19 protein-coding genes and 1 tRNA gene are annotated in these 22,839 nt (G+C 59.4%); 6 read left to right on the forward strand and 14 right to left on the reverse strand.

Going from position 1 to position 22,839, the window contains the following annotated elements; genetic code table 11:
• Positions 1-125: 125 nt before the first annotated feature.
• The 7 genes from AAHA41_RS06115 to tadA form a co-directional block, all read right to left on the reverse strand.
• Positions 126-668 carry a hypothetical protein gene (locus AAHA41_RS06115; protein WP_042033358.1) on the reverse strand — a complete coding sequence of 181 codons (543 nt, stop codon included), beginning with the start codon at positions 666-668 and terminating at the stop codon, positions 126-128.
• A gap of 18 nt (positions 669-686) precedes the next feature.
• Positions 687-2,009, reverse strand: coding sequence for a hemolysin family protein (locus AAHA41_RS06120; RefSeq protein ID WP_041209873.1), 1,323 nt, complete (start codon positions 2,007-2,009; stop codon positions 687-689).
• A gap of 192 nt (positions 2,010-2,201) precedes the next feature.
• Positions 2,202-2,912 carry a phosphate signaling complex protein PhoU gene (gene phoU, locus AAHA41_RS06125; protein WP_033114383.1) on the reverse strand — a complete coding sequence of 237 codons (711 nt, stop codon included), beginning with the start codon at positions 2,910-2,912 and terminating at the stop codon, positions 2,202-2,204.
• A gap of 84 nt (positions 2,913-2,996) precedes the next feature.
• A complete protein-coding gene (pstB, locus tag AAHA41_RS06130; RefSeq protein ID WP_033114382.1) occupies positions 2,997-3,815 on the reverse strand; it encodes a phosphate ABC transporter ATP-binding protein PstB in 819 nt (272 codons plus the stop codon).
• Between the two features lie 109 nt (positions 3,816-3,924).
• Positions 3,925-5,574, reverse strand: coding sequence for a phosphate ABC transporter permease PstA (gene pstA / locus AAHA41_RS06135; protein ID WP_042033357.1), 1,650 nt, complete (start codon positions 5,572-5,574; stop codon positions 3,925-3,927).
• A gap of 16 nt (positions 5,575-5,590) precedes the next feature.
• On the reverse strand, positions 5,591-7,828 hold the full coding sequence (locus AAHA41_RS06140) for an ABC transporter permease subunit (RefSeq protein ID WP_198506333.1): 2,238 nt from the start codon (positions 7,826-7,828) through the stop codon (positions 5,591-5,593).
• A 205-nt stretch (positions 7,829-8,033) separates the two neighbouring features.
• Positions 8,034-8,516, reverse strand: coding sequence for a tRNA adenosine(34) deaminase TadA (tadA, locus tag AAHA41_RS06145; protein WP_323071021.1), 483 nt, complete (start codon positions 8,514-8,516; stop codon positions 8,034-8,036).
• A gap of 310 nt (positions 8,517-8,826) precedes the next feature.
• Here tadA and AAHA41_RS06150 point away from each other — a divergent pair.
• The 4 genes from AAHA41_RS06150 to aceA all read left to right on the forward strand — a co-directional run bounded on the left by AAHA41_RS06150 (position 8,827) and on the right by aceA (position 12,995).
• Positions 8,827-8,903: transfer RNA gene (locus tag AAHA41_RS06150), tRNA-Pro, on the forward strand.
• A 259-nt stretch (positions 8,904-9,162) separates the two neighbouring features.
• Complete coding sequence (locus AAHA41_RS06155) at positions 9,163-9,306, forward strand: hypothetical protein (RefSeq protein ID WP_167335513.1); 144 nt, start codon at positions 9,163-9,165, stop codon at positions 9,304-9,306.
• 694 nt (positions 9,307-10,000) lie between these two features.
• A complete protein-coding gene (gene aceB / locus AAHA41_RS06160; RefSeq protein WP_323071013.1) occupies positions 10,001-11,608 on the forward strand; it encodes a malate synthase A in 1,608 nt (535 codons plus the stop codon).
• A gap of 73 nt (positions 11,609-11,681) precedes the next feature.
• On the forward strand, positions 11,682-12,995 hold the full coding sequence (aceA, locus tag AAHA41_RS06165; protein ID WP_005344572.1) for an isocitrate lyase: 1,314 nt from the start codon (positions 11,682-11,684) through the stop codon (positions 12,993-12,995).
• Between the two features lie 148 nt (positions 12,996-13,143).
• Here the strand turns inward: aceA and hda are convergent, their stop codons facing one another.
• From hda to upp, 3 genes are all read right to left on the reverse strand, one after another.
• On the reverse strand, positions 13,144-13,845 hold the full coding sequence (hda, locus tag AAHA41_RS06170) for a DnaA inactivator Hda (protein WP_236350717.1): 702 nt from the start codon (positions 13,843-13,845) through the stop codon (positions 13,144-13,146).
• Between the two features lie 102 nt (positions 13,846-13,947).
• Positions 13,948-14,967 carry a DUF2066 domain-containing protein gene (locus AAHA41_RS06175; RefSeq protein ID WP_124242399.1) on the reverse strand — a complete coding sequence of 340 codons (1,020 nt, stop codon included), beginning with the start codon at positions 14,965-14,967 and terminating at the stop codon, positions 13,948-13,950.
• A 146-nt stretch (positions 14,968-15,113) separates the two neighbouring features.
• Positions 15,114-15,740, reverse strand: a complete 627-nt coding sequence (upp, locus tag AAHA41_RS06180) for a uracil phosphoribosyltransferase (RefSeq protein ID WP_033114376.1) — start codon at positions 15,738-15,740, stop codon at positions 15,114-15,116.
• Between the two features lie 175 nt (positions 15,741-15,915).
• Between upp and purM the strand changes: the two genes are divergently transcribed.
• Positions 15,916-16,953, forward strand: a complete 1,038-nt coding sequence (gene purM, locus AAHA41_RS06185; protein WP_323071012.1) for a phosphoribosylformylglycinamidine cyclo-ligase — start codon at positions 15,916-15,918, stop codon at positions 16,951-16,953.
• Between the two features lie 32 nt (positions 16,954-16,985).
• Positions 16,986-17,624: a phosphoribosylglycinamide formyltransferase gene (gene purN, locus AAHA41_RS06190; RefSeq protein ID WP_323071010.1), complete on the forward strand. Its 639-nt coding sequence runs from the start codon at positions 16,986-16,988 to the stop codon at positions 17,622-17,624.
• Positions 17,625-17,736: 112 nt separating this feature from the next.
• Here purN and AAHA41_RS06195 read toward each other — a convergent pair whose 3' ends face one another.
• The 4 genes from AAHA41_RS06195 to AAHA41_RS06210 all read right to left on the reverse strand — a co-directional run bounded on the left by AAHA41_RS06195 (position 17,737) and on the right by AAHA41_RS06210 (position 22,637).
• Positions 17,737-18,498: a Nif3-like dinuclear metal center hexameric protein gene (locus AAHA41_RS06195; RefSeq protein ID WP_342697312.1), complete on the reverse strand. Its 762-nt coding sequence runs from the start codon at positions 18,496-18,498 to the stop codon at positions 17,737-17,739.
• Positions 18,499-18,654: 156 nt separating this feature from the next.
• Complete coding sequence (locus tag AAHA41_RS06200) at positions 18,655-19,998, reverse strand: sigma-54 dependent transcriptional regulator (protein WP_323071009.1); 1,344 nt, start codon at positions 19,996-19,998, stop codon at positions 18,655-18,657.
• A gap of 76 nt (positions 19,999-20,074) precedes the next feature.
• On the reverse strand, positions 20,075-21,109 hold the full coding sequence (locus tag AAHA41_RS06205; RefSeq protein ID WP_042033343.1) for an ATP-binding protein: 1,035 nt from the start codon (positions 21,107-21,109) through the stop codon (positions 20,075-20,077).
• A gap of 106 nt (positions 21,110-21,215) precedes the next feature.
• A complete protein-coding gene (locus AAHA41_RS06210; RefSeq protein ID WP_042033342.1) occupies positions 21,216-22,637 on the reverse strand; it encodes a sigma-54 dependent transcriptional regulator in 1,422 nt (473 codons plus the stop codon).
• Positions 22,638-22,839 lie beyond the last annotated feature (202 nt).

The raw sequence follows: 22,839 nt of genomic DNA on the forward strand, positions 1-22,839 counted from the left end.
AAAACAAAGTGCCACTGACGGCAATCCGTCGCAGCAGAAATCAGCATGCACACGGCGAGACACACGCAGAAATGCAAAAGGCCACCCGAAGGTGGCCTTTTGTGGCGATATGGTGAGCTGGCCGCTTAATGTCCGGCCAGTACCCGCTTGATCTGTTTGACCCAGTCGGATACCCGACCATCCTGCGGCAAGCGGCGCCAGATCTGCTCCCACTGGGCAGGGCTGAGCGGGCGGCCAAGACGACGTTGCACACCGGCATAGAGGTAGTCGTGCGCCGTGGTGGTGGCATGGGCAGAGGTGAGGAACTTGTAGACCGGATCGGTCAGCCGCACATCTCGCATACCAAGCAGCGGATAGTCATTCTTCACCGCCGCCAGCATGGTTTCACGCATGGCCGACTCGATGTAGCCACGGGCAAACAGGGCGGTCACCGACTCCAGCGATCCCTGCTCCGGCCCGTGATACTCCTCGTCAAACACCGGGCTGGGCTCAGCCACAGCGCTCTGCACCACCGCATCGGGATCCGGCTGCGGCACAACCACGGCGGGCTTTGGCGCTACCGGTTTGGCAGTAACGGTCGCCTTGCGCGGTGCACTCTGGCTACAGGCGCCGAGTGCCAGAGCGAGCGCCACACAGGCGATCGCACGGGAATGAGACTGCATTTTCATGACTCCTGAAAGCTCCTTTTACGCATCCTGAGCAAGCTTGTCGGTAACGACGGCGGGTTCAATCCGGGTGACCAGCAGCTGATCGATCTTGTAGCTGTCGATATCCACCACTTCGAACTTGTAACCCGCATATTTGACCGAATCGGTCCGTTTGGGGATCTTGCGCAGCATGTACATGATAAAGCCGGCGATGGTCTCGTAATTCTGATCGTCCGGGAACTCTTCGATATCGAAGGCACGCATCACGTCGGAGATGGGGGTCACCCCGTCCACCAGCCAGGAACTCTCGTCCCGCTGCACAATCTGCTCTTCCACCACGTGGGTGGCCCACTCGCCCATGACGGTACTCATCAGGTCGTTCATGGTGACGATACCCACCACCAGCGCGTATTCGTTCATCACCACGGCAAAGTCGCCTCTGTGGTTCTTGAAGTACTCCATCGCCTCGTAGAGGTTGAGGGTATCGGGGATGATGATGACGTTCTGCACCAGCGAGCCGCTATTGAGGTCGATGCTCTGGCCACCGATGACGCGGATCAGCAGCTCTTTGGCATCGACAAAGCCCTTGATGCTGTCAAGGTTGTGGTCACAGACCAGAAACTTGTTGTGCGGGTGCTCGGCGATCTTGGCCTTGATGCTCTCTTCATCCTCTTGCAGGGTGAAGTAGATGAGGCTCTCGCGCGCGGTCATGGCGGAGGTCACGCCAAGGGACTGCAGCTCGAACACGTTCTCGATGAGCTGATGCTCCTCGCGCTGGATGACCCCCGCTTCGGCACCGGCATCCATCACTGCATAGATATCATCCGAGGTGATCTCGTCGTTGCGCACGGTGGAGACCCGCATCAGACGAAACAGGGCGTTGGCCAGTCCGTTGAAGATCCACACCAGCGGCATCAGCACGGTGACAAAGAAGAGCATGGGACGCACCACCACCACGGCGATCTGCTCGGGCATGATCATGGCGAGGCGCTTGGGCATCAGGTCGGCGATCAGGATAAACATACCGGTGACGAACACGAAAGATGCACCGGAGCTGATTTCGCCAAGCCAGGGGCCCTGATAGAACTCGGAGACGATCCCCTTGATGGCGGGGTTGAGGGCAGACTCACCCAGAATACCGCCCAGAATGGCAACGGTATTGAGGCCAATCTGCACCACGGTAAAGAAATTGCCCGGCTGGGCCTGCAGTGCCAGCACCTTTTCGGCCTGACGATTGCCTTCGTCCGCCATCACCTGCAATTTGATTTTGCGGGAGGCCGCGAGGGAGATCTCGGAGAGGGAGAAGAACACACTGCCGCCAACCAGCAGCATCAGAAAGAACAAACTATCGGCAAAACTCATGATTAACCTAATTGCTACGCCCGCCTTAGCACAAGACGGCAAACTGGGCCCGGGAGACCGGACCGTGAGTCCATCCGGGACTCACACAGGGGGAGTATTCTATCAGAAAACAGCCAGTTGGGGGCTTTATCTTACTCCGACCAGTTATGCAACAAAAAAGGCGCCTGACGCGCCTTTTTATTCACTTTTCGCTTAGCCCTTGCCCAGCAGGGTGCCCAGATCGTCCGCCTTGGTGTGGCGCACGTCCTTGCCCTTGACGTAGTAGACGATGTACTCGCAGATGTGCTGGCAGCGATCGCCAACCCGCTCGATAGCCCGCGCTGCCCACAGCACGTTGAGCACCTGCGGTATGGTGCGGGGATCTTCCATCATGTAGGTCATCAGCTCGCGGATGATGGACTCGTACTCGCGGTCTACCTTGTCATCTTCCTTGTAGACCGCCAGTGCCGCGTCCAGATCCATCCGGGCGAAGGCATCGAGCACGTCGTGCAGCATCTTGATGGTACGGCGGCCCATGTTCTCCAACGACACCAGCGGCGGCTGCGGCTTGTTGGCGTTGTCGGTCAGCATGCGGGCGATCTTGTCCGCCACATCGCCAATGCGCTCCAGATCGGTGATGGTCTTGATGATGGCCATCACCAGACGCAGGTCGGAGGCGGTCGGCTGGCGCTTGGCGATGATACGGGTGCACTCCTCGTCGATCGCAACTTCCATGGCGTTGACCTTGTGGTCATTGGCCACAATCTTGCGCGCCGCTTCCAGATCCTGGTCGTGGATCGCCGCGATGGCGTCGGTGAGCTGCTGCTCTACCATGCCACCCATCACCAGCACCTGGTTGCGCACACTCTCGAGCTCGGCATTGAACTGACCGGAGATATGTTTATTGAGGTTCATATTGTCCATACAAATAGTCCTTGATGCTCCGATTATGCCTTAGCCGTTGAATTGACTGCCAATCTGTTTGTGGTGGTTCATCCTCTCCTCTCCTTAACCGTAGCGACCGGTGATGTAGTCTTCGGTCTTCTTCTTGGCCGGGGTGGTGAAGATGGTGTTGGTATCCGAGTACTCAATCAGCTCGCCCATGTACATGAAGGCGGTCTGATCCGAGACCCGCGCCGCCTGCTGCATGTTGTGGGTCACGATCACCACGGTGAACTGGCTCTTGAGCTCGTTGATCAGCTCCTCGATGGTGAGGGTGGAAATCGGGTCGAGTGCCGAGGTCGGTTCATCGAGCAGCAGCACTTCCGGCTCGATGGCGATGGCGCGGGCAATCACCAGACGCTGCTGCTGACCACCTGAAAGACCGAAGGCGTTGTCGTGCAGACGATCCTTCACCTCATCCCACAGCGCCGCGCCGCGCAGGGAGCGCTCGGCGGCATCGTCCAGGGTACGGCGATCGTTGATCCCCTGCAGACGCAGGCCATAAACCACGTTCTCGTAGATGGACTTGGGGAAGGGGTTGGGGCGCTGGAACACCATGCCCACCCGACGACGCAGGGCGGAAACATCGACGCTCTTGTCATAGATGTTTTGACCGTGCAGCTGGATCTCACCATCGATGCGGCAAATTTCCACCAGATCGTTCATCCGGTTGATGCAGCGCAGCAGGGTCGATTTACCGCAGCCGGAGGGGCCGATAAAGGCGGTCACCTGACCTTTGGGGATCTTCATGTTGACGTTGAACAGCGCCTGTTTGCTGCCGTAGTACAGGTTGAGATCCTTCACCTCCAGCGCGGTCTGCTCCGGGCTCAGGTTGAGCAGGTCGGTCGCGGTATGCTGGGTCGCGGCGGTCGTTACGTTGATCATCTGTTACCTCAAAATCTGTCGGTGGCGGCGGGCAATCTCATCGCCCGCGGCCGGAACGCTTGGCTGGCAGGGGACCTGTCTCCTGCCCGTCTCTGTGGTGGCTGGCCTATCAATGTTCCAGCGACCGGAATTTCTCGCGCAGGTGGTTGCGAATACCGATAGCCGTCAGGTTGAGACCGACGATCACCGTCACCAGCAGGAAGGAGGTGGCGTAGACCAGAGGACGCGCCGCCTCGACGTTGGGGCTCTGGAAGCCGACGTCATAGATGTGGAAGCCCAGGTGCATGAACTTGCGCTCCACATGCAGATACGGGAAGTTGCCATCCATCGGCAGGGTCGGTGCCAGTTTCACCACCCCCACCAGCATCAGCGGCGCCACTTCACCGGCCGCACGGGCAATCGCCAGAATAAGGCCGGTCATGATGGCCGGGCTCGCCATCGGCAACACGATGCGCCACAGGGTCTCGGCCTGGGTAGCACCCAGCGCCAGCGAGCCCTGACGGATGGTGCTCGGGATCCGCGCCAGCCCCTCTTCGGTGGAGACGATCACCACCGGCAGGGTCAGGATGGCCAGGGTCAGCGCCGACCAGATCACGCCGGGTGAGCCAAAGGTCGGGCTCGGCAGCGCTTCCGGATAGAAGAGGCGGTCGATGCTGCCCCCCAGGGTATAGACGAAGAAGCCCAAACCGAACACGCCGTAAACGATGGAGGGCACGCCCGCCAGGTTGATCACCGCGATGCGGATAAGCTTGGTCAGGCTGTTCTTGCCCGCATACTCGTGCAGGTAGACAGCCGCAATCACGCCGAGCGGAGTGACGATGATCGCCATCAGGAACACCATGAAGACGGTGCCGAAGATGGCCGGGAACACCCCGCCCTCGGTGTTGGCTTCACGGGGATCGTCGGAGACAAACTTGCCGATCTGGTGGAACCAGTAACCTACCTTGGCCAGCAGACTCATGTCGTTGGGCCACACCACATCCAGTACCTTGGACATCGGCATGGTTACCTGCTCGCCACGCATATCCTTGACGGTGATGCTGTCTCGGTCAGCCTGACTGCGCAGGGAGAAGAGCTCCTTCTCCAGCACCTGATAGCGATCGTTGAGAGCCTGACGCTCGCTCGCCAGCTGGGCTTTGAGCTGATCGGTCAGGTTATTCTCAAGCTCGGCCTTGCGCTCCTTGAGGCGCAGCCGCTCCAGCTGATAGTTGATGCTGCCGATGTCCCCTTTTTGCAGGTCGTTCGCCTGTTCGGAAAGGCCATTGGCCCGCGCCAGCACCCGCTGCAGAGCGGCGTGCAGATCCGTGGTGATCTCGCGCCCATCCTCTTTGACCGAGCTGATGTAGCCGTAGAAGTTGCCGTTGGTGGCGCGCTCAATCATGGCGAGCTCGACCGGCTGACTCTGTGACTTGATGTCGGTCTCTAGCACCCAGCGGAAGTCCAGATCGACAAACTCGCGGTTGCCGGTCTTGACCAGATAGCGGGTCAGCAGCTCGCGCTCCTCCCCCTTGAGCGGCAGGCCTGCGGCGCGCAGGCGCTCCACCGGCACCAGCTCGCGATCGTTGATCTCGCCGATCAGCACGCTCTTGTTGCCGCTCGCATCTTCCAACTGCCACTCATAGATGGGGTGCGGCCAGAAGTAGACCAGACCACGCCAGCCGATGAGCAGCAACAGCCCCAGTACCGCGACCAGACTCAGGCTGACGGCGCCGCCGGTCATCCAGATCCACGGGGCCCCTGATTTAAACCACTTACCCATTGTCATTCCTTGGTCCTTACAGAGAGCTGTATTTTTCACGCAACCGCTGACGGATGAACTCGGCCAGGGTGTTGAACAAGAAGGTGAACACGAACAGGACGAAGGCTGCGAGGAACAGCACCCGGTAGTGAGAGCTGCCCACTTCCGACTCCGGCATCTCTACCGCAATGTTGGCGGCGAGGGTACGCAGCCCCTGGAACATGGAGAAGTCCATGATGGGGGTGTTACCGGTGGCCATCAGCACGATCATGGTCTCACCCACGGCGCGGCCAAGGCCCATCATCACCGCCGAGAAGATGCCCGGGCTGGCGGTGAGGATCACCACCCGGCTCAGGGTCTGCCACGGGGTGGCACCGAGGGCCAGCGAGCCCTGGGTCAGGTGCTTGGGCACCGAGAAGACCGCGTCTTCGGCGATGGAGAAGATGGTCGGAATGACCGCAAAGCCCATGGCGATACCAACTACCAGCGAGTTGCGCTGGTCGAACTTGATGCCCATGTCGTGGGTCAGCCAGATGCGCGAATCACCGTGCATAAAGGCATTTTCGATAAGCGGACTCAGCGCGAACGCCCCCCAACCGATGAAGAGCAGCACCGGAATAAGCAGGATGGCGTGCCACCCCTCCGGCAGCCAGGTACGGCTGCGCTCCGGCAGGTAGTTCCACACCAGCGCGGTCAGCAGCATTCCTGCCGGCAGCAAAATAAGCAGCAGCACCACGCCAGGCAGAGAGCCCTCGATGATGGGCGCCAGCCAGAGACCCGCCAGGAAGCCGAGGATAACGGTCGGCAGGGCCGCCATGATCTCGACGGTCGGTTTGACATATTTGCGCAGCCCCGCCGACATGAAGTAGGCGGTGTAGATGGCGCCCGCAACACCGAGCGGCACCGCAAACACCATGGCATAGAAGGAGGCTTTCAGGGTACCGAATACCAGCGGCACCAGGCTCAGCTTGGCTTCAAAGTCGTTGCTGGCGGAGGTGGATTGCCACACATACTGGGGCTCCGGATACCCTTCGTACCACACCTGTTGCCACAGGGCAGACCAGGTCACCTCGGGGTGCTCGTTCTCCACCGCAAACAGTTTGAACGTATCGCCCTGCTGGGTCAGCAGCAGGTTGTGGCGCGGCGAAATGGCCAGCGCAGAGAAGGCGCCGCCATCGACATGCTCGCTCAGCAGCTTGGTCTCGCCGGTGGCGTGGAAGAAGCTGACAGTGCCATCCTTGTCGGCGCTGATAAAGCCCTTGCGAAAGTGCTCCGGGGTCAGCTGCGCTACGGCACCATCACCCTTGAAGTCACGGATCTGGGTGAACTGGCGTTTGCCATCCTTTGCCACTTCAAACCACTGGGAGATGACGCCATTGTCATTGCCCACCAGCAGGGAAGAGGCGCCGGAGAGCAGCTCGACCCGGGTCACGTTGGCGTTGGGGGCATTGATCTCCAGCACATTGCGCACCGAGATATCGCTCAGGTTCTGGATGTCGTAGACAGAGAGGCGGTTGCCCTCGCGCACGAACAGAATGCGCAGGTTGGGGGTGAGCAGCATCTGATCCACATGGCGCGGCAGGGAGGGAATGGTGTAGTTCTGGGCACTCCACTCGATCTCGCCGGAGAGGAAGTTCTCCTCACCGCTCATCACCGTCATCACGCCACGACCATCTTCGGTCACGGCGGCGGCGGCCATCTTGTCCTTGGTGGCTTCAAACACCATGGTCTTGAGCGCCTTGCCCTCGGGATCCACTACCACCGGCTCTTCGCCGAAGGGGTACTGGAGGCTGGGCTCAATGACACGCACATCGTTGGGATAGGAGACCTTGAAGGAGGGCTGTACCACCTGCGCCTTGCCGTCGGCAAAACCGTAGGCGATCAGCTTCTGACCCGGCGCGGGCGGCGCCACGGCAGTGACGTCACCGGCTACCTCAGCCTGACCGAGGGATTGACCGACCTTGATCTTGCCATCGCCCTGCACGGCGAAGAAGTTGACCTGCCCGTTGTCGCTGAAGCGATAACCGATCTCGTTCTGCTCTTCCACCCCGAGCCAGGCGGTCTTGCCGCTTGTCGGCAGGGTAAACGAGGCGGTCGGCTCCATCGTGGCGCCATTGAAAATGGGCTTCACCACATAGAGCAGGTAAAAGAAGATAAGCAGGAGCGCCACCAGCACCAGCGCCCCACCCGTGGTGACGCCGTACTTGGCTAATTTGTCCTTGATGCGGCGTTTTCGACTCCCCGCCATACCCAGGTGTAACGATTCCGATGACATGCAAAACCTCAATGTAAGCTAGGCTTGGCGGCATTATATGGCGGTTGCATGACAGTTTTGTTACACCCGCCACCTTAAATAAGCAGGATAAACAGGGGCACGGAATACCAGGGGAGAGAGGGAGTGAAGGCTTAATAACTGATTGTTTTTAAAGTGGTTATAGAAATGGCATACGGCGGGTTAGCGCATCCCGCCGCCGACCGGCTCAGGCGGAGGCCTCACCCGATTGTTGCAGCGCCAGCTTGGCCGCCTTTTTCTCGGCGCGGCGCCGCTTGAAGAAATCGGAGAGCTGGGTCGAGCAGGCCTCGGCCAGCACGCCTGCGGTCAGCTCGACCCTGTGGTTGTGGCGCGAGTCCTGCAAGATCTCGAACACCGACCCCGCCGCACCCGTTTTGAGATCCCGGGCGCCAAAGACCACCCGTTTGACCCGGCTATGGATGAGGGCACCGGCACACATGCAGCAGGGCTCCAGCGTCACATAGAGGGTGGTGTCGAGCAGGCGGTAGTTCTCCAGCCGGCTACCTGCCGCGCGGATGGCCATCACTTCGGCATGGGCGCAGGCATCGTGCTCGCTGATGGAGCGGTTCCACCCCTCCCCCACGATCTCGTCACCCAGCACCAGCACGGCCCCAACCGGGATCTCGCCGATCCCCTCGGCGCGTCCCGCCAGTGCCATGGCGTGGCGCATCCACTTCTCATCCGTTGCGGCCTGTTCCGGCGCATCGGCCCCCTCTGCTGGTTTCACGGCCATGCCTCTCTGTCTGTTCAATCTCTGCATTGGTATTCCATACTTCCACACCTTTCAGCCGACATCATGAATATCTTGCATGAATAGTGGCTGCTGCGGGGCGGCGATTATGCCAAAACTCCCTCCTCCGCCCAAGCCGCATCTTGGCTGCGCAATAAAGAAGCAGTCGGCATCTCTATGATAAAAAAGGAGTTGCACCCATGGGTGCAGATCATTAGACTTCCTCCCCGTCAGCTCAGACTGACCTTGTCGGCGTGTAGCGCAGCCAGGTAGCGCACTGTCATGGGGTGTCAGGGGTCGGAGGTTCAAATCCTCTCACGCCGACCATTATTCCCCGAAAATAGCCCAGTCAAACGACTGGGCTATTTTTTTGCTCCCGTTTTTGCTCTGACCAGCCTTCCCTTTCCCGGCCTTTTGCCCGATTCAACCCGCGCCATCATCGTCAGGAACAAAAAACGTACAGAATCGCTTGAATCTTTTTGATGCGATCATTAATATGCGCAACTTTCCGCCGGTATCAAGACAGGGAGGTGGAGGCACAAGTGAAGGGATCACTGGCCGGCTTGCATTCAACACGGGAGCAAGCATGAACCAGACAACCGATTTCACCCCGCTCATTCCGCTCTACCCTGTTCCTCACGACAACTCCTGCACCCCGCAGGGTGAAGAGGAAGAGTTGGTCATCCAGCTGGATGTCATCGATCTGGCCGAACCTGACGATGACTACTGAGCCCGCCTGCGGGCGATTTTCCCTCTCTTTGCCTGATTTTTTCCCTGCTTTTCCCCGTCTTATGCCTCTTGAGACGTACCGTCTTAAAAAAACGACAAACCACTACCAAAACATGATTACTCAGTGTAATTGACTGCTATTTAACCACCGCTCCCCGCCCGGTTGATCCCCATCAGCTGATACAAACCTACGTTATTGCGCTCCACTTTCAATGCGGCAAGCCGTCAGCACCAACAGAGCCCTGCGAAAGCCTGATAGTTTTAAACGAACGTTCACTATCCAGCATCAACGCCATCAGCCTATTGATTGAAATATTTAAACACACTTCATACAGCTGTTTTTAAAAAGCCTGGAGTAAGGTCGGGATTTGTTTTTGCATTTGTAATTTTATTACGTAATAAGTTACGAATTGCATAACAAGAAGGGTGACCGGACGAGCCATCGCCCGGGCAGAAAAACCAGGAGCATAACCATCTGTGTAGAGCTTTTATACCAACCCAATAACTCAATTAAAAACATCAACTTAAATATCTACCCCAAACAGGCGTTTTAAAAAAACTGTTGACGTAATCGACAATATTTCGCACCTTATCAATCGTGTTATCCCGTTGTTGCGGGAACGTTTCAGGAACAGGAATTCGACTTTAGTCGTAGTTAGTTAGTTCAAAATGTAATTATCAAAGGAGTGAACCTTATGTCGGCACCGGCTCAGACCCACTGTAGCGCCCGCCTTCGCATCCAGGGCGAGATGCTGCCCGAATACGCGCAAATTCTGACGCCGGACGCGGTGGCGCTGGTCTCCGAACTGGTGGAACGTTTTGCTCCCCAAAGAGGGGAATTGCTGAAACAACGTGTGGCACGTCAGGCCCGTATCGATGGTGGCGAGCTGCCGGACTTCCTGCCGGAAACCGCCCACATCCGTGAAGGTGACTGGACCATTCGCGGCATTCCCGCCGACCTGCAAGATCGCCGTGTGGAGATCACCGGCCCGGTCGAGCGCAAGATGGTAATCAACGCCCTCAACGCCAACGTCAAGGTGTTTATGGCAGACTTCGAGGACTCACTGGCCCCCGCCTGGAACAAGGTGATCGAGGGCCAAATCAACCTGCGCGATGCAGTCAACGGCACCGTCTCCTACACCAGTCCGGAAGGAAAGGCCTATACCCTGAACACCAATCCAGCGGTGCTCATCTGCCGGGTGCGTGGTCTGCACCTGCCGGAAAAACATGTCACTTTCGATGGCGAGCCGATCCCCGGCGGTCTGTTCGATTTTGCCCTCTACTTCCTGCACAACTATCAGGCGCTGCTGGCCAAAGGCTCCGGCCCCTACTTCTACGTACCCAAGCTGCAGAGCCATCTGGAAGGGCGCTGGTGGAGCGAGGTATTCGCCTGGACCGAGGACAAGTTCGGTCTGCCCCGCGGCACCATCAAGGCCACCGTGCTGATTGAAACCCTGCCAGCCGTGTTCGAGATGGATGAGCTGCTCTATCAGATGAAGGATCACATCGTTGCGCTGAACTGCGGCCGCTGGGACTACATCTTCAGCTACATCAAGACCTTGAAGAACCATCCGGATCGCGTCCTGCCGGACCGCCAGGTGGTGACCATGGACAAACCGTTCCTCTCCGCCTACTCGCGGCTGCTGATCAAGACCTGTCACAAGCGCGGTGCGCTGGCGATGGGTGGCATGGCCGCCTTTATTCCGGCCAAGGACGCTGCCGTCAACGAACAGGTCTTCGCCAAGGTCAAGGCCGACAAGGAGCGCGAAGCCAATAACGGCCACGATGGCACCTGGGTTGCCCACCCTGGCCTCGCCGATACCGCCATGGCGGTATTCAACGCCACCATTGCGGCTGGCGCCAAGAACCAGATAGGCGTGCTGCGCGAGCAGGATGCCCCCATCACCGCCGCCGACCTGCTGGCCCCCTGTGAGGGCGAGCGCACCGAGGCGGGGATGCGCACCAATATCCGGGTCGCCCTGCAATATCTGGAGGCCTGGATCAACGGCAACGGCTGCGTGCCCATCTACGGTCTGATGGAAGATGCCGCCACCGCAGAGATCTCCCGCACCTCAATCTGGCAGTGGATCCGCCACGGCAAGAGCCTGTCGAACGGCAAGGTGGTAACCAAGGAGCTGTTCCGCCAGATGCTGGCTGAAGAGCAGGAGGTAGTCAAAGCCGAAGTGGGTGCCGAGCGCTGGCAGGCGGGTCGCTTTGCCGAGGCGAGCGAGCTGATGGAAGAGATCACCTGCGCCGATACCCTGATCGATTTTCTGACGCTGCCCGGTTACGAGCGGCTCTGAACTCCGGGCCCCGGGCGGGGCTCGCCAATAACAAGTCAATGGAAACGTGAAATCAATGAAAGAGGGAACTGATATGGCACTGACCCGTGAGCAACAGATCCAGGCTATCGAGAAAGACTGGGCGGAAAACCCCCGCTGGAAAGGGATCAAGCGCGGCTACAGCGCCGAAGATGTGGTAAACCTGCGCGGCAGCTTGCAGCCGGTGCACACCCTGGCCCAGCGCGGTGCCGACAAGCTGTGGGGTCTGATCCACGGCGACGCCAAGAAAGGCTACGTCAACTGCCTCGGCGCCCTGACCGGTGGTCAGGCGGTGCAGCAGGCCAAGGCGGGGATCGAGGCAATCTACCTCTCCGGCTGGCAGGTGGCGGCGGACAACAACTTGTCCTCCACCATGTATCCGGATCAGTCCCTCTACCCGGCCAACTCCGTACCGTCCGTGGTGGAGCGCATCAACAACTCCTTCGCCCGTGCCGACCAGATCCAGTGGGCCAACAAGGTCGGGCCGCAGGATGAGGGTTTTATCGACTACTTCCTGCCCATCGTGGCCGATGCGGAAGCCGGTTTCGGCGGCGTGCTAAACGCCTTCGAACTGATGAAAGGGATGATTGAAGCGGGTGCCGCTGGCGTGCACTTTGAAGATCAGCTGGCATCAGTCAAGAAGTGCGGCCACATGGGTGGCAAGGTACTGGTGCCGACCCAGGAAGCGGTGCAGAAGCTGGTTGCAGCCCGTCTGGCAGCCGATGTGTGCGGCACCACCACTCTGGTGATCGCCCGTACCGACGCCAACGCCGCTGACCTGCTGACCACCGACGCTGACCCGTACGATGCAGACTTCCTGACTGGCGAGCGCACTGCCGAAGGGTTCTACAAGGTGCGTGCCGGTATCGATCAGGCCATTGCTCGCGGTCTGGCTTACGCCCCCTACGCCGACATGGTGTGGTGTGAAACCGCCAAGCCGGATCTGGACGAAGCGCGTAAATTTGCCGAAGCGATCAAGGCCAAGTTCCCGGATCGCATCCTGGCCTACAACTGCTCCCCGAGCTTCAACTGGAAGAAGAATCTGGACGATGCCACCATCGCCCGCTTCCAGCAGGAGCTCTCCGACATGGGCTACAAGTATCAGTTCATCACCCTCGCGGGTATCCACAACATGTGGTTCCACATGTACGAACTGGCCTACCAGTACGCCCGTGGCGAAGGGATGAAGCACTACGTCGAGATGGTGCAGGAGCCGGAATTTGCAGCCGCCAGCCGTGGCTACACCTTCGTAGCCCATCAGCAGGAGGTCGGTACCGGTTACTTCGACAAGGTGACCACCGTCATTCAGGGTGGCCAATCCTCGGTCACCGCGCTGACCGGTTCCACCGAAGAAGATCAGTTCCACTGATAGGCAGAGCTGTCTTGAAATAGCAAAACCCCGGCCTGAAGCCGGGGTTTCTTTTTATCTGCCATTCAAACGAAAGTCAGGCCACAACCGCAGACCGCAGACCGCAGACCGCAGACCGCAGACCGCAGACCGCAGACCGCAGAGAGGATCAGAGCTCGAGGATCTCTTTGACAAAGGGAATGGTGAGCTTGCGCTTGGCGCGAAATGAGGCGTTGTCGAGCTGATTGAGAGTGGTGAGCAGGGTGCGCATATCGCGGGAGAGTCGGTTGAGCAGGAAGCGGCCCACATCGATGGGCAGTTTGAAGCCCCGCAGCTCGGCACGCAGCTGCAGGGCACTGAGCTTGCCTTCGTCATCCAGCTCTTCGAGATGGAAACTCACACCCCAGTCGAGGCGCGAGGCGAGATCCGGCAGCTGCAGCCCCAGTTTGCGCGGCGCGCTGCAACCGGTGACGATCAGCGTCCCTTCCCCTTTCTCCTGCCAGCGATTGTAAAAATCAAACAGCGCCCGCTCCCACACGGCATTGCCGGCGATCGCCTCGAGGCTGTCTAGACAGACCAGCGGCAGGCTTTCGAGAGCATCGAGCATGCTGGGATCGAGCTGTTCAAACTGATCGAGGGAGAGATAGGCCGCAGCCGCATCGCGGGCGTTGACCTCGGCACAGGTGGCGTGGAGCAGATGAGAGCGCCCGGAGCCCTTGGCTCCCCAGAAATAGAGGAAAGGCGACCCCTGACCGATGGCCGCATTCTTGAGGGCGGTGATCAGATGAGCATTGGTGCCGGGATAAAAACTGACGAAGGTTTCATCATCCGGTAGTTGTACGGCTAGGGACAGTTGGGCCGGTTGCTTCACTCGTTGGGCTTTGACTGTGACATTTGTGGCTAAGTGTACCATCGCAATGGCAGATAGAGAACCGCCCGGACAAGCCGGGCGGTAGACAAAAGCCTTGTGAAATCAGGGCTGCGACCATTGGTAACGCAGATTGCTGCCATTATCGTCAACCTTGTGCAAGCGGCTCTCCAGCTGCAGGGCGCGCACCAACTCGCTCTGCTCCCCCTGCAGGGTGAAGTTGAAGGTGACCTGATTGCCTTCCAGCTTGCCGATCTCGACCTTGCTGACATTGGCCATCCCCTGCAGCATCTTCTGCACGGAGATCATGCTGTCCACATCGGATAGGCCATCCACCACCAGGGTTTGGCTGGTTGCCGGCCCAGAGATACGGGCGCCGTAGTTTTTCACCAGCCAGGTCGCCAGGGTATCGGCAAGCCCTTGCGCCACTTCGGCCTGGGTACCCGTGGTGTTGCCTCGGGTCAGTTCGGCCACTTCACCAGCAGCCTTGGGACCGTAGAGTCCCCAGTCGATGCTCCACTTGTCCCCTTCCGGGGTCAGCTTGCCCAGCACAACCATCTCGGCGCCATAACGCTGGCTCGCCTTGAGGATGGGATCGGCAAAACGGCCCCATACATCGGTGGCACTGACCGCCATGTTGTCGTCGAGATCCATCAGGGGAATGCTGACCGGCAGCCCCAGCGCCAGGGTCTGCTCGCGCAGTGCCTGTGCCCAGCCATCGGTAGACTGGTCTGCCAGCAGATGGCGCTCCCCCTGATCCACCACCAGCCAGAGGGCCATCTGGGGACGAGCCGGGCCAAGCAGAGCGAATTTGCTCTCGGAGACCAGGCTGTTGACCTTGTCGCTCTTGAACTCGGCCTTCAGATACTTGACCGAATCCACATCCTGATAGCCATAGCTCTTTACATAGTCGCCCGGCGCAGCCAGCGCCTTGACCACGGCAGGCTGGGTCAGAATGTCCCGCTTGCCGGTCACCTTGATCAACACCTCGCCCAGCGCCTGACCCTGAGCAGCCACCATGTCGCCGGTGGTCGGGGCCTTGCCCTGATAGAGGTCGGTAACCTGAGCGGCCGAGGCAATGAATGACAAGCCGCAGCAGAGGGCGGTCACAACACGTTTAAACATGAACAGAGTCTCGAAATGGGAGATGGTGCTTATGGTAGCGGCAAGGCGCGTCCTGCGGCAAGGCTGGGACAAAGGCCATAAACAGCGAAGCCGGCAGGACGCCGGCTCCGTCAGCCGCCTCGGCAGAGGCGGCGTGTCACAGCAACTTACTTGGTACCGAAGATCTTGTCGCCGGCATCGCCCAGACCCGGCACGATGTAGCCTTTCTCGTTCAGGCCCTGATCGATGGAGGCACAGAACAGCTCCACGTCCGGGTGAGCGGCTTCCAGCGCCTTGATGCCTTCCGGCGCGGCAACCAGCACCAGCACCTTGATGGACTGGCAGCCTTTCTTTTTCAGCAGATCGATAGTGGCGATCATGGAGCCACCGGTGGCCAGCATGGGGTCGATGACCAGCGCCAGACGCTCTTCGATGTTGCTGACGATCTTCTCGAAGTAGGGAACCGGCTGCAGGGTCTCTTCATCGCGGTAGATACCGACCACGCTGACGCGGGCACTCGGCATGTGCTCCAGTACGCCATCCATCATGCCAAGGCCGGCACGCAGGATCGGTACGACGGTTACCTTCTTGCCCTTGATCTGGTCAACTTCTACTGGCCCATTCCAGCCATCGATGATAACCTTCTCGGTTTCGAAGTCAGAGGTAGCTTCATAGGTCAACAAACTGCCCACTTCTTTGGCCAGTTCACGGAAACGCTTGGTGCTGATATCGCCTTCACGCATCAGACCGATCTTGTGTTTGACCAGGGGGTGTTTGACTTCAACGACTTTCATTATTATCTCCTCTAACCTGCCGCAAAAAAATCGCGGAATCATACAACAAAAGCCGCCGCTTGTAGAGCAGTTTTGCGCAAAAACGCGCAAACGATTTCCTTTCTGGTTTTTCACCGCCACTGTTAGAATACGCCCCGAATTTTACCCTCCACTTCTCACATGACGGGGACTACTCGTGACTGACAAAACCTCACTGAGCTACAAGGATGCTGGCGTGGATATCGATGCCGGCAATGCACTGGTTGAACGTATCAAGGGCGTGTCAAAGCGCACTCGTCGTCCTGAAGTCCTTGGTGGTCTTGGCGGCTTTGGGGCCTTGTGTCAAATCCCTGCGGGCTACAAGGAGCCGGTGCTGGTCTCCGGCACCGACGGTGTGGGCACCAAGCTGCGCCTCGCCATCGATCTGAAAAAACATGACACCGTGGGTATCGATCTGGTGGCCATGTGCGTCAACGACCTGATCGTACAGGGTGCCGAGCCCCTCTTCTTCCTCGACTACTACGCTACCGGCAAGCTGGATGTGGACACCGCGGCCGCAGTGGTCACCGGGATCGGTGCCGGTTGCGAGCAGTCCGGCTGCGCTCTGGTGGGCGGCGAAACCGCCGAGATGCCGGGCATGTATGAAGGGGAAGACTACGATATCGCCGGTTTCTGCGTCGGCGTGGTGGAGAAGAGCGAGATCATCGACGGCAGCAAGGTTGCTGAGGGTGACGCCCTGATCGCGCTGGCTGCCAGCGGCCCCCACTCCAACGGTTTCTCCCTGATCCGTAAAATTCTGGAAGTCTCCAAAGCCGATGTGCAGCAGCCGCTGGGTGACACCACCCTGGCCAACGCCCTGCTGGAGCCGACCCGCATCTATGTGAAACCTGTGCTCAAGCTCATCAAGGAGTGCGAGATCCACGCTCTCTCCCACATCACCGGTGGCGGCTTCTGGGAGAACATCCCGCGCGTGCTGCCCGCCAACACTCAGGCAGTAATCGATGAGCAGAGCTGGCAGTGGCCAGCAGTGTTCAGCTGGCTGCAGCAGGCTGGCAACGTCACTCGCCACGAGATGTATCGAACCTTCAACTGCGGCGTTGGCATGATCATCGCCCTGCCAGCCCATCAGCTGGAGAAGGCGCTGACCCTGCTCAAAGCCGAGGGTGAGAACGCATGGCACATCGGTCATATCGCCAAGGCCGCCGATGGTGAGGAGCAGGTCATCATTCAATGAATGACCGGATCAACAGCCAAATGACCTCCCCTATGAAACGCATCCTCGTCCTCATCTCAGGCAACGGCAGCAATCTGCAGGCAGTCCTCGACCACTGCGCCAGCGGCAAGATTGCCGGTGAGGTGGTCGGCGTCATCAGCAACAAGGCCGATGCCTATGGCCTGATCCGCGCACAAGAGGCAGGGGTGGCTACCACCACCCTCAGCCAGCAGCAGTTTGCCAGCCGGGAGGAGTATGACGCCGCCCTGCTGGCGGTGATGGCTGACTATCAGCCGGACTTGGTGGTACTGGCCGGCTTTATGCGCATATTGAGTGGTGATCTGGTGCGCCACTTCGCTGGACGGATGATCAATATCCACCCCTCCCTGCTGCCGAAATATCAGGGGCTACACACCCACCAGCGCGCTATCGATGCTGGTGATAGCGAGCATGGCGCCAGCGTCCACTTCGTGACCGAAGAGCTCGACGGTGGCCCGGTGATCCTGCAGGCCAGCGTTCCCATCTTCGAAGAAGATGAGGCCGATGAGGTGGCAGCACGGGTACAGGTGCAGGAGCACAGCATCTACCCGCTGGTGGTGCAGTGGTTCTGTGAAGGACGCTTGCAGATGCGAGATGGGTCTGCCTTTCTCGATAGCAAGCAACTTGGCCCGGCTGGCTATGCCTGCGAGTAACCGCTAACCACAGCAAGCAAAATACAACAAGGGAGGCCCAGGCCTCCCTTGTCATTTCCATAGTTCAACGCAGTGACCACGTTCATCTCCGATGACGCCGCTACGGGGCTAATCAGACCGGATTGTCGATATCGATAAAGGCCACATCCAGCCCGTGCACGGTCGCCAGCCACTCTCCCAGCGCCTTGACGCCGTAGCGCTCTGTAGCATGATGGCCAGCGGCGTAGAAGTGCATCCCCATCTCGCGAGCGGTGTGGATGGTCTGTTCGGAAGCCTCGCCAGAGATAAAAGCGTCGATGCCCTGCTCCGCCGCCAGATTGATGTAGCTCTGGCCGCCGCCAGTGCACCAGGCCACGGAACGGATTAGCTCGGGGCCGCTGTCGCCACAGTGGAGCGGCTCACGACCGAGACGCTCGGCAATCAGTTTGGCAAAATCGCTGCCGCTCATCGGCTCTTCCAGCTTGCCCACCATGGCGACACTCTTGCTGTTCCACGGCTCCAGGCCACGACGCACCTTGATATCGAGCAGCTTGGCGAGCTGGGCGTTATTGCCCACCTCGGGATGGACATCCAGTGGCAGGTGGTAGGCAAACAGGTTGATATCGTGGGCCAGCAGGGTCTTGATGCGGCGCTGCTTCATACCGGTGATCTGGGCCGGTTCACCGCTCCAGAAGTAGCCATGGTGAACCAGAATGGCATCGGCATCGGCAGCCACGGCCGCATCTATGAGGGCCTGACTGGCGGTCACGCCGGTCACGACCTTGCGAATGCGCTCGCGCCCCTCGACTTGCAGACCATTGGGGCAGTAATCCTTGATGGCGTGGGGCTCAAGCAGGTGGTTGAGTACGGTTTCCAATTTTCGATGAGAGATCATAAGGGTCCCTTTATAACGGCGCGATTCCCTGTTTTACCAATAAAAACAAGGCCCCGGCTCAAAACGCCAAGGGCCCTATGATAATCGAGAGCCGCCATCAAGACCATGACGGTTCCCACACAGTGATACTTCCCTCTAGTGAGGCACCAGCCTGTTTCAGGCAGGCAAGTCGATGCCGGCATCCCGCATCTGGGCCAGCTTGTATCGCAGAGTGCGGGGGCTGATCCCGAGCCGGTCGGCCACATCCTTGCGACTGCCGTTGCACTCTTGCAGGGTGTCGAGAATGATCTGGTGCTCCTGCTGCTTGAGTTCGCTGCCGAGGCGATCACCGCCATAAGCGCGCTCCGCGACGGCAAACTCCATCTCCTGCTCGTCCACCTCTTCCAGAATGAGGTGACTGCAATCGATCACTCCATCAGGGCTAAGGATCAGCGCCCGCTGTACCACGTTGTCGAGCTCGCGCACGTTGCCGGGCCAGGGATGAGAGAGCAGCCGCTCGCACGCCTGCGGCTCCAGCTGCGGAGTCGGCAGCCCCTGCTGGCTGGCGTGCAGGGCCAGCAGATGTTCAGCCAGCGGCAAGATGTCACCGGGTCGCTCGCACAGGGCAGACCAGCGCAACGGAAAAACGTTGAGACGGTAGTAGAGATCTTCGCGAAACAGGCCATCCTGCACCGCCTTCTTGAGATCCCGGTTGCTGGTGGCGATGACCCGCACATCCAGCGGGATCATCTTGCGGCTGCCGAGCCGCTCCACCTCTTTCTCCTGCAGCACCCGCAACAACTTGGCCTGCAATCCCAGATCCATCTCGGTGATCTCGTCGAGCAGCAGAGTCCCCCCCTGCGCCTGCTCGAACTTGCCGGGGCACCCCTGCACCGCGCCGGTAAATGCCCCCTTCTCGTAGCCAAACAGGGTCGCCTCCAGCATGTTCTCCGGAATGGCGGCACAGTTGATGGCGATAAAGGGCTGCTCGGCGCGGTTGGAATTGTCGTGGATATAGCGGGCCAGCACCTCTTTACCCGTGCCGCTCGGGCCGGTCACCATGACGGTGGCCTCGCTTCTGGCAACCCGGGTCGCCAGCTGGAACAGCTCGGCGCTCTTGGAATCGCCATACACTACGGCACGTTTTTCTACCTTCTGGGCCGGGACATAGCGACTCACCTGGTTGAGCAACACCTCGGGCGAAAAGGGTTTGGCCAGATAGTCGATGGCCCCTTCCCGCATGGCACGCACCGCGCCGTCGATGTTGGCGTAAGCGGTCATCAGGAGTACCGGCACCTGCGGATACTGCTGGCGAATGGTCGCCAACAGGGTCAGGCCATCCATTCCTCCCATCTGAATATCGGAGATCACCATGTCAAACGGCTGACGGGAGAGAGCCAGCAAGGCCCGCTCGCCGCTGTCTACCTCGCGGCACTCATAGCCGCCAAGCAACAGGGTATCGACCAGCGCTTCACGCAGGCCATTGTCATCTTCAACTACCAGGATCCGGGCCTGAGTCATGCTACACCTCCCACGACAGCCAACCTGGCCGCATTGATATGGCTCCCTCTCGGCCGGCACAGCGCCTTAACAAGGCTCATGCTGCACCTCCAAGTTGTACCTGCTGCTGATGCAGGGGGAACGACAGAGTAAAACAGGTGCCCTCTCCGGGAACCGAGGCCACACCGACCTCGCCCTGATGAGCACGCACGACGGATTGCACCACCGCCAGTCCAAGGCCGGTTCCCTGGGAGCGAGTGGTAAAGAAGGGTTCGAAAATCTGGCTAAGCAGGTGGGCAGGCATCCCCTTGCCATTGTCAATCACCCGCATCTCGACCCGGGCACCGCTGCGCACCGCGCTCACCAGAAGTGACGTTGCCCCCGCCTGCTGGGCGTTGGCAATGAGATTGTTGATGGCTCCGGAGAGCGCACTACTGTTAGCCAGCAGGCAGAGATCGGGCTCCGGTGCCTCCATGTGTAGCTCGCAACCCTGCTGGGCGCAGAACGCCTCTGCCCCCGCCTGCACTTCAGCCAGCAGACCCTGCACCGAGATGGGGGTGACCACCTGATTGTCGCCATTGCGGGCAAACAGCAGGATGTCGTTGATCTGCTTCTCCAAGTCCTGCAGCCGGGCCATCAGCTTTTGCTGAAACTGGGTGCGGGATTCGGGTTTGAGGGTGCGGTTGGCCAGGTTGGCGGCATAGAGCATGGCGGCCGAGAGCGGGGTGCGGATCTGGTGGGCCAGCGAAGCGGCCATATTGCCAAGGGCCGACAACCGCTTCATGTGGTTGATGCGATCCTGCAACTGACGGGTTTCGGTCAAGTCGTTGATAAATACCAGCTGACCCGCCTGATCCTGCAGCGGCTGAGTCGAGAGCTGGACCCGGCGACCATCGCGCAGGGAGATCTCGTGGCCGTCATCCTCGCGCGGCTCGAAGCAGCGGGTGATGACATGACGCCAGAGCTCCCCCTCCAGCGGCTCCCCCAGCAGGTCTATCGCCGCCGGATTGGCACGGGTGATGATGCCAGTGCCATCAAGCAACAGCACCCCGGTCGGGAGCGCCTTGAAGATGGCGTAAAGCTGGCTCACTTCGTGAGACTGGAGTGGGATATCCTGCTGTTGTGCTGTCATAAACCTGACCTCAAACTGGCGACCTGGTCAGGTTATTCAATTTCCATGCCACTAAATTAATCTATTAAAACCAATAGATTACTGCTCTGCGTCAAGGCTTTGACCCTCAGACGTCCTTGCTCATCCCGTACTTTTTCATCTTCTCGACTAGGGTAGTACGGCGCATGCCGAGCAGATCAGCAGCGCGGGCAACCACCCCGTCCTGCGACTCCAGCGCCTGGCGGATCAGCTCCACTTCGAGGTCGGCCAGCATCTCCTTGAGATTGACCCCCTCCTCCGGCAGCTGCATGGTTCGAGGCGAGGAAAGCGGATGGTCGATCTCCGGCGGATCCTGAAACACCGCGGCCAGCGCATCCCGCTCATCCATCTCGGTCAGCCGCTCATCACGCGGCTCGCTTGGCAGCAAGCGGTAGCGGCTCGGCAGATCGGCCACATCGACAATCTGCTGCGGATAAAGAATAAGCAGCCGCTCAAGCAGGTTGGAGAGCTCGCGCACGTTGCCCGGCCAGGGATACTGCATCAGCGACTCCATTGCCCGCTGGGTCAGACGGATGGTGCTGTGGTGCTGCTCGGCATGGCGGTTGAGCAGCTCCTGTAACAGCAGGGGGATATCGTCGATGCGATCCCGCAGCGGCGGGGTTTCGATGGGGAAGACGTTGAGGCGATAGTAGAGATCCTCACGAAAACCCTGGGTGCGGATCAGCGCCTCCAGATCCCGGTGAGTCGCGGCGATGATACGCACATCGGCCTGAATGGGCTTGCCACCACCGACCCTATCAAAGAGCCGCTCCTGCAACACCCGCAGCAGCTTGACCTGCATCGGCATCGGCATGTCGCCAATCTCGTCGAGGAACAGAGTGCCCCCCTGCGCCAACTCAAAGCGGCCACGCCGCGCAGCGATAGCGCCGGTAAAGGCCCCCTTCTCGTGGCCGAACAGCTCGCTCTCCAACAGCTCCGCCGGAATGGCACCGCAGTTGATGGGCACGAACGGCCCCTGGCTACGGCCAGAGAGTTCGTGAATGGCGCGCGCCACCACCTCTTTACCAGTACCCGACTCACCGAGGATCAGCACGTTGGCATCGGTCTCGGCGACCTGGCTGATGAGACGACGCACCTCCTGGATCCCCTTCCCCTTACCCACCAGCAGGCGCAGCAGAGCCTGCCCCTTGTCATGGGTCTGCTGACGGGGATGGAGAGAAACAAACGCCTGACAGAAGTGCAGGTGGCGAGTCAGCGACTCATAGGTAAACGGCGCCTCGGCAACCCCGATGAAGTTGCTGTTGGGCAGATCGGCCTCGACCAGAGAGATAAAGGGGGTTCGGGGAAATGCGGCCAGCAGATCCGGCAGAACACGGGCGCCGAGCTCGCCAGCCAGTACACCTTGCAGGGGGCCGGAGGAGTCGATGGCGACATCCAGATCGCCTTCAGCTACCTCTTGCCACGGGATCCCCATAAACGAGAGCACTGTTCCCAACTGCTGACGCCGCTGCGCATCGGCATCAACAATCAACACGCCCATCTCCACCATATCAATCCCTCGCGACGACCGAATATAATTCATTGTTTTATATAGATATAAAACATATATCACTTATTTTATTGCAGACAGACAAAGTGCCAAAATTCCGACACTTTGTCAAAAATTGTCGTATTCAGGCTAAGTGTATCGACATAAAAGGGGGATAAACGAAATGGCTACGGCATTTTTTTCGCAGGGAATATTCAGGTGA

The sequence above is a fragment of the Aeromonas sp. SER genome, from assembly GCF_038739615.1.
GTDB classification, from domain to species: domain Bacteria; phylum Pseudomonadota; class Gammaproteobacteria; order Enterobacterales; family Aeromonadaceae; genus Aeromonas; species Aeromonas jandaei.